The organism is Ruegeria sp. SAZD013 (assembly GCF_059612525.1).
The window spans coordinates 194409-201101 of the sequence record NZ_JBXWQT010000037.1 but is presented as its reverse complement, the minus strand read 5'-3'; the positions used below and the strand labels follow the sequence as shown (position 1 = coordinate 201101).

At 56.7% G+C, this 6693-nt stretch carries 7 protein-coding genes, 1 tRNA gene and 1 pseudogene; 2 read left to right on the top strand and 7 right to left on the bottom strand.

Going from position 1 to position 6693, the window contains the following annotated elements; all coding sequences use genetic code 11:
- Positions 1 to 77 (top strand) — tRNA-Met (locus AC2FLU_RS18595).
- On the opposite strand, the gene AC2FLU_RS18590 is transcribed toward AC2FLU_RS18595, so the two are convergent.
- The gene (locus AC2FLU_RS18590; RefSeq protein WP_496812075.1) at positions 34 to 1533 is read right to left on the bottom strand and encodes a recombinase family protein; all 1500 of its coding nucleotides are present in this window, start codon (positions 1531 to 1533) and stop codon (positions 34 to 36) included. The genes AC2FLU_RS18595 and AC2FLU_RS18590 overlap by 44 nt on opposite strands.
- 328 nt (positions 1534 to 1861) lie before the next feature.
- Entirely contained in the window at positions 1862 to 2446 is a 585-nt protein-coding gene (locus AC2FLU_RS18585; protein WP_496716306.1) for a hypothetical protein, read from the bottom strand.
- Here AC2FLU_RS18585 and AC2FLU_RS18580 point away from each other — a divergent pair.
- Complete coding sequence (locus tag AC2FLU_RS18580; protein WP_496809385.1) at positions 2417 to 2812, top strand: transposase; 396 nt, start codon at positions 2417 to 2419, stop codon at positions 2810 to 2812. The two genes, AC2FLU_RS18585 and AC2FLU_RS18580, sit on opposite strands and share 30 nt — an antisense overlap.
- Here the strand turns inward: AC2FLU_RS18580 and AC2FLU_RS18575 are convergent.
- From AC2FLU_RS18575 to AC2FLU_RS18555, 5 genes and pseudogenes are all read right to left on the bottom strand, one after another.
- Entirely contained in the window at positions 2769 to 3236 is a 468-nt protein-coding gene (locus AC2FLU_RS18575) for a hypothetical protein (protein WP_480519235.1), read from the bottom strand. The genes AC2FLU_RS18580 and AC2FLU_RS18575 overlap by 44 nt on opposite strands.
- Before the next feature lie 69 nt (positions 3237 to 3305).
- Positions 3306 to 3780 (bottom strand): annotated as a pseudogene (locus AC2FLU_RS18570) (DDE-type integrase/transposase/recombinase); the annotation flags it as partial.
- Between the two features lie 41 nt (positions 3781 to 3821).
- A complete protein-coding gene (locus AC2FLU_RS18565) occupies positions 3822 to 3968 on the bottom strand; it encodes a hypothetical protein (RefSeq protein ID WP_480519233.1) in 147 nt (48 codons plus the stop codon).
- Between the two features lie 313 nt (positions 3969 to 4281).
- The gene (locus AC2FLU_RS18560; RefSeq protein WP_496716303.1) at positions 4282 to 5676 is read right to left on the bottom strand and encodes a metal-dependent hydrolase family protein; all 1395 of its coding nucleotides are present in this window, start codon (positions 5674 to 5676) and stop codon (positions 4282 to 4284) included.
- 205 nt (positions 5677 to 5881) lie between these two features.
- Complete coding sequence (locus AC2FLU_RS18555) at positions 5882 to 6691, bottom strand: hypothetical protein (protein WP_480556038.1); 810 nt, start codon at positions 6689 to 6691, stop codon at positions 5882 to 5884.
- Positions 6692 to 6693: the final 2 nt, after the last annotated feature.

Genomic DNA, 6693 nt, shown 5'->3' with positions numbered 1-6693 from the left:
CGCGGGATGGAGCAGCCCGGTAGCTCGTCAGGCTCATAACCTGAAGGTCGTAGGTTCAAATCCTACTCCCGCAACCACTTGGGTCGAACAGAGTCTCGAACAAGCCGCCTCAGGGCGGCTTTGTTCGTTCTGGGCCAGACCAATCATCGCTGAAAGTGCCCCTTCCAGTTCGATCTGAACGCCCTCGTTGGTGTGCTCGACCGTGACACGTTCGATAAGGCCCCGGATGATCTCCAAAGCCCCGGTGCGGATCGAAGGATCCGATAGCGCCTGTTCCAGATCTGCGACCTTGGAGCGATAAAGTTCCGACAGATTTGGGTGCAGTCGCACCGGTGAAGGCTTAGGTCCGGAGAGCTTGGCATCCAGATCGGCGATCTGCGCTTCGAGTTCTTCGAGCCGCGTTTGAAGGCCGGGGGCACGAATGCCCTCCGCGATTGCATCATAGAACCCATTCAGTTTGCGTGCAGCTTTGTCCCGCTCGGATTGTAGACGGGTCCGGGCTGCCTCCGCTGTACCTGCTTCTGCGTTGGCGGCTTCGCTGAAGGATTTGATAAAAGCGGCCACTGCGTCGGGCTGCATCAGGCGACGACGAAGCAAATCCAAAACGGCGTCTTCCAGGACATTGCGGCGAATGGATTGCTTATGGGAACAAGTACCGAGTTTGCGAGCGGCAGAGCAGGCAAGGTAGTCGCGTCCGACTGTGGCGAGTGTCCCTCCGCAGGTGCCGCAGAATACAAGACCTGTCAGGAGGTGCTTCTTGCGACGCTTCTCCCAAAACCGGGTTTGCTTAATGGCTTTGACGCGGGGGTCGGATTCGATCTCGCCTTGCCGCTGCTTGACCGCCTCCCAAAGTTCAACCCCGACAATCCGCAACTCAGGGACTTCCCTGATGATACATTTGGAGGGATCGTTGAGACGGGACACACGTCTGCCGGTCTCCGGATCCTTGATGTAGCGCAGCCGGTTCCAAACAAGGCGGCCGATGTAGAGCTCATTGTTGAGAAGGCCCGTCCCACGCACTCGGTGCCCTCGAATGGCCGTGTCACGCCATAACTTGCCACGGGGACCGGGAATACCTTCGGCGTTCAGGCGGCGCGCGATGGCTTTGGGAGAATGCCCATCGGAGAACTCTTGAAACACCCGCCGGACAATCTCAGCTTCTGCTGCATTGATCATTCGTTCTCCCGTGACGGGTTGGCCGTCGGCCCCAAGACGCCGGACGACGTCGTAACCGTAGCTGTTGCCGCCGCCGGAACGGCCAAGCTCGACCCGTCCGCGCAGACCACGTCGAGTTTTGTCGGCCAGATCTTTGAGGAACAGTTGGTTCATGGTCCCCTTGAGACCCACATGCAACTCACTGATCTCGCCTTCGGTCAGAGTCATGATGCCGACCCCTGCAAAGCTCAGGCGTTTGAAAATCGCAGCGATGTCTGCCTGGTCCCGGCTCAACCGATCCAGCGCCTCTGCCAAGATCAGATCAACCCGTCCTTCCTGAGTTGCATTGAAGAGCGCTTGCAGCCCGGGACGCAACATGGACGCACCAGAGACCGCCCGATCAGAATACGCAACACGCCATCAATGAACATCAACCGGGTCATCGGTCGGGTGTGTGAGAGGTCCCGAAGCCAAGCGGAAAGGCGCGGCAGGGTCGCGCGTTGTGGCGGAGTCAGGGCTATTGAGTCCACATCACTAGTAATCAGCCATTGCAGCCATCGGGCATAGCGAAGTTCCAGCGTCTTAAATGAGGTTGCGCGCAGATGAGCGAGGGCGCCGCAATCGTCGAGCGGTCCGGCCGCCTTCTGAAGCCTGTCCCACATATCCCGGTCGGACGCGGGCCAATTGGCGATAGGTAGAACCAGGCTCATTTGCGGCACCCTTTCTTCGCGTCTATCAGGTCCGCGAAGGCACGTGTTGCTGACCGTGCCTCAAGACCGGAATACATGTTGATGGTGTGGCTGTGTTCGGGTGCATTGAGTATCCGGGCCAGGTTGCGGAGCAACGCGGCGATCTCGCTGATCATCTTTGTGGTCTGGTTGTTGGTACGCGTTAACATCTGGCGCAGACCACGTTCCGCGAACACTGGATCGATCAGGATCTCCAAACCTCCAATCTCCGTGATCGGGAGACCAGCATGAACGACTTCGGAGGCAAACCGAACCAACTGTCTTTGGTATTGAGACAGGGTTGCAGGTCGGAGTGCTCTGTTCTGACCGTCATCTGCCAGCGGGTCTGGTGTGGACAGACGATGCATCAGCTTTGCAAGATCAGATTGGAATGGCGCCGGAATCGCGGTCACCGAAAAAGTGATGACATTCTGACGCGTTTCCAGAGGCAGAGCGGCCTTGGGCCATTGTAGAATACGTCGGACCGCCAGATTCCAGCCGTTGTCGTACTCCGCCAGCGGGGCGGTCGAACGGTGACGAGAACCTTTCTTCGGGAGGCGCAAGGCGTCGATTTTGCAAGGGAAAGGATCACTCCAGACACCGTTGTCTCGGCCGATGAAGTTGCGTACTGGGATCTTCTGGAAACAGACTTCGACATGCAAAGAGTCAATCATTCAGAGGGTTACAGCGTCAGAGGAGTTAATACCAACCTTGCTGAGAGCTTCTTCTCACGGCTTAGACGGATGATTGGCGGACAACATCTGAAGGTCGAAGGAAGATATCTCGATGCATACGCGGCTCATGCGGCTTGGCTCGAGGATCATCGGGAGGAGCGCAATGGCCGCCTGGCAGATTGCCTGATAAGTGGTGCGCTCGCGTCGCCGGTCAGCCGGTCGTGGAAGGGGTATTGGCAACGACGCGCAACGTGACGGCGTCGCCGGCATCCCAGACACACAAACCTTTCTTCTTCTCGATCATCTTGACGAGCTTTCGTCGCTTGGCATGCCGCAGCGCCTGGACGACCTTGAAGACCACCGAGTTTCTGAGCGCTGTATCTGAGATGTTCAGGTTGCGCTCCACCATTACGCGCTTGGCAAGCTCTCGCGTGGTCAGCTCGGCATCGACCCGAAGATGACGGACGCAGATATCCGCGATCTCGCCCTTCTCGAAGAACCCATGGCTCACAATGTACCGGGCACGCCGCCGTTCAGGTGCGGCGAACAGCTCAATTGTCGCGTTCACATGCGCCAGATCGTGCTTCGCATGTGCGATCTGCGCCTCGTATGCTTTAATCTGGCCCAGTATCTCGGCCCGCTTCTCTGTCAGCGTGTGAACAATCAGTGGTTTCGACATGCCGCCATTCCACACGAGATCTCGCCAGCCATCCAGATGGCAATTTGGTGCATTTGCTACCTAAGACCGGAGCGGCTCGTCTCTGAACCTGCCGTTGAAGCTTTCAAAGTATCCGTTCTCCCACGGGCTGCCAAGTTCGACGTAAGCTGTCTTGGCGCCAACGGGAGCGATCCAGTCTCGGACAGCCTGGGCGACAAATTCCGGCCCGTTATCTGAACGTATGAAACTCGGCGCGCCGCGAAGTATGAACAGGTCTGTCAGGACATCGATTACATCGGTTGAGTTCAGCTTCCGCTCGACCCTGATAGCCAAACATTCCCGACTGTACTCATCAACGATGTTCAACGACCGGAAAGCTTTGCCATCATCGGTTCGGCAATGGACAAAGTCATAGGACCACACGTGTTTGCTATACTCCAGCCTAAGCCGAACACAAGACCCATCCACTGCCCGGCAGGGCATTGCGCAGCAATGTCCCGAGAGGGTTCAGCCAGAGCCGCCCTTTCTTCGGTTGTTTCACTGGCACTTTCAGCCCCTCTCGTCGCCGCTCGCCATTGTGCTCGAACCAATGGCGCCTTCAACGGCTCATTTCTTCCGCCAGCGGTAATAGGTTTGCTCAACAACACCAATCTGCCTGATCGCATCAAGACGGGACATCCCTTGCCCTATCAGAACTTCAACCTGCCGTAACTTTAAGACAATCTCTTCGGGCTTTGGTCTCTTGTTTGCCATTCGTGGTCCTCCGTTTCCTAAGCATAACGGTGGACCAGTTCAGTATGGGAGGTTCAGGTCAAGCCAGGGATCATCGTGCGACCACCACCGTCGATGACCTGCCCCCCCTGCGACTGCGACCTCCTCAGTAGTGAATTATGCAATCAATTTGCCAGAGACCACGACATTGGCGCCATCGATCAGTTCTTCATTCAAACCGTCGAAAACGTTGACGTTGGTAATAACAATGGGCCCGGCAGGTTGATCCTGCGCCCCCGCGATCGACGCCGCGAGGACAAAAAAGAGGCAATCACGGTTCTACGCGATATGATGCTCACTCCATGTCGAACTTGTATATGGTGCCATCCTTCATGATCATGCCGAAATTCGCCTTCGCATCGCTGATCAGTTGCAGGTCCTCCAGCGGATTGCCGTTGACGAGGATCATGTCTGCATAGGCACCTTCCTCGATCACGCCGAGCGGCCCGAGCGGATAGGGCGTTAGCAGCCCCGACATCTTAAGCAATTCGGCGTTGTCGCAGGTGGCCATCTTCAGCGTCTCGTAGGGGGTAAACCACCGTTCCATCTTCGCCAGCACCGCGCCCTGACGTTTCGCAAGGTCCGCACTGAAGAGCGTGTCAGTACCGAAGGCAATCTTCAGGCCCAACTCCTTGGCGGTGCGGTAGACGAAATCGGTTCCGTCGGTGACGAACTTGTACTTGGCCTTCTGGAACTCGTTCAGGGCCGGTGCGTCTTCGTCATCGAGGAATGGCTGCATGCTGAGCCAGACATCGTTGTCCTTAAACATCTGCAGTGTTTCGCGAGTCGACATATGCGCGTGCTCAACACTGCGCGCGCCATTTTCGATGGAGTGTCGAACCGCTTCGTCATTGATCGCATGGGTGGTCACATAGGTGCCCCAGGCTTCTGTCGCCTCGACAGCAGCCTTGAATTCCTCATCGGTGAACTGGATGGTGTGGATCGGGTCGTAAGCCGAGGTGACACCGCCGCCCGCCATCAGCTTGATCTGGGTGGCACCCTGCATGAGGTTTTCGCGCGTGCGCTTGAGAACGTCCGGTACGCCGTCCGTGATGTAGAACATGTTGCCTCGCTCGAAGGAGTGCAATTCGCCGGCGCCCTGCGGCACATCTCGCGTCATGCGAAAATCCTGATGGCCCGCTGTGATCGACAGCGCGGGTCCCGAGGGAAACACACGAGGTCCGTCGATCAGACCCTCGTTCGTTGCCTTGGCGATGTCGAACATCGGGCCAGCAGTATCACGCACCGTGGTGAAGCCGCGGGCAAGCGCGTTGTTCTGCGCCTTGGCGGCCAGAAGGTTCCAGTACCCCTCGCCGGTCAGTGCCAATTGGGCGATGGTGGCCTCGGCAAAGATCCCGTGCCAGTGGTTGTCGATCAGGCCTGGGATGAGCGTATAACCCTCGGCATCGATCTCGAAAGCGCCTTCCGGTGTCGGGATGTCGCTGCCGATCTTCTGGATCAGCTGGCCAGAGACCAGCACGTCGGCTTCTGACAATTCCTCGTCGCAGCCATTGAATATCTGCGCGCCTCGAATAAGGACATTGTCAAATTTCATTCTGACGTTGGTGGTTTCAATTTCGCCGATTACGCCGGCTGGGACGACCGCATGGTTGGCGTCATGTGCCAGAACGCTGACCGGAGTTGCCGCGAGCGTGGTGCAGAGAAAATAGGTCAACATTTTGTTGGACATGATTGGTTTCCTCATTTTCAGATTTTGGACGAATTTCGTTGTGATTGCACTGGGTAGTTCAGGGGTGGAGTTGTGCCGCGCTGTGAAAATTGCAAATTGAGACGGGGGACCCTAACGGCCCATTTCTGCTCCGCGTAGAACTGTTTCGAGTGCCTGGAGGTGGGGCGGGTTTGAAGTAGGCAGGCAGCAATAAAGTGGACCGGCATCAGAAATTCAGCACCTTGTATCCGACCTGGACAGACCACTCAGCCGGTCTGTCACCGCCGAAGAGAATGCCAGGCTTGATGAACACTTGACCATCGCCGCCAAATGCCTTGCCTGTCAACATGCCTGCAGTCACCTGCAGGCTGCCAAATGTCGCGTCTGTTTCCCAATCGTGGATGATTGCGGGATCGAATGTCAGGTAGAAACGCGGATTCTTCAGCTTGGGAACATAGTAGAAGTCGATCGTGGTCGTGTTTACATTCTGGCCTTGATCATTCCCGCCCTCCAATCCGAATGTTTGAACCCAGGCTGGGGCGAAAATTGCTCCGTTGTTGAGAAACCAAGCGTAGAAGGCCGAGGTTTCACCGGCAAATTGCCCATACCCGGCGGCTTCGGTTTCCGCTGTGTTCAGAAACAGTTCAAAAGTGAAAGCGGCCCCGTTTTTTTCGGTAAGGTGGAAAACGTCAATGTAGGTTACGCTTATGTCGCCCAATGTGAATTCAACCCCTGGCTCTCCGCCGTAGATGGGGTTTGCGTTGAACGGGCTGTCCGAGCCTGGGACGGTTATCCGGAACGCCCGTTTTCCACCCTCACCGAAAGGTTGCGTGTAGAAGGCCTCGAACAGGCCGGTGTTCAGGTCGGAATTGATCTGGTTGAACTGATACTGGAAGCCAAACTGCGTTGTCAGCAGCGTTGGGTTGGTTCCGTTGTTGATCTCGCTGAGGTCTTCCTGAGCATTTGCATGTGTTGCAATGGTAGCTGTGAAGAGAGCTACCAAAGCAGACAATCTGCGCAGCCTTGACAGGAGCATCC

Excerpts from the sequence above, each read along its gene's own strand:
- AC2FLU_RS18590 (WP_496812075.1), bottom strand. The coding sequence starts at position 1,533 with ATGTTGCGTCCCGGGCTGCAAGCGCTCTTCAATGCAACTCAGGAAGGA.
- AC2FLU_RS18575 (WP_480519235.1), bottom strand. The coding sequence starts at position 3,236 with ATGTCGAAACCACTGATTGTTCACACGCTGACAGAGAAGCGGGCCGAG.
- AC2FLU_RS18565 (WP_480519233.1), bottom strand. The coding sequence starts at position 3,968 with ATGGCAAACAAGAGACCAAAGCCCGAAGAGATTGTCTTAAAGTTACGG.
- AC2FLU_RS18560 (WP_496716303.1), bottom strand. The coding sequence starts at position 5,676 with ATGTCCAACAAAATGTTGACCTATTTTCTCTGCACCACGCTCGCGGCA.
- AC2FLU_RS18555 (WP_480556038.1), bottom strand. The coding sequence starts at position 6,691 with ATGCTCCTGTCAAGGCTGCGCAGATTGTCTGCTTTGGTAGCTCTCTTC.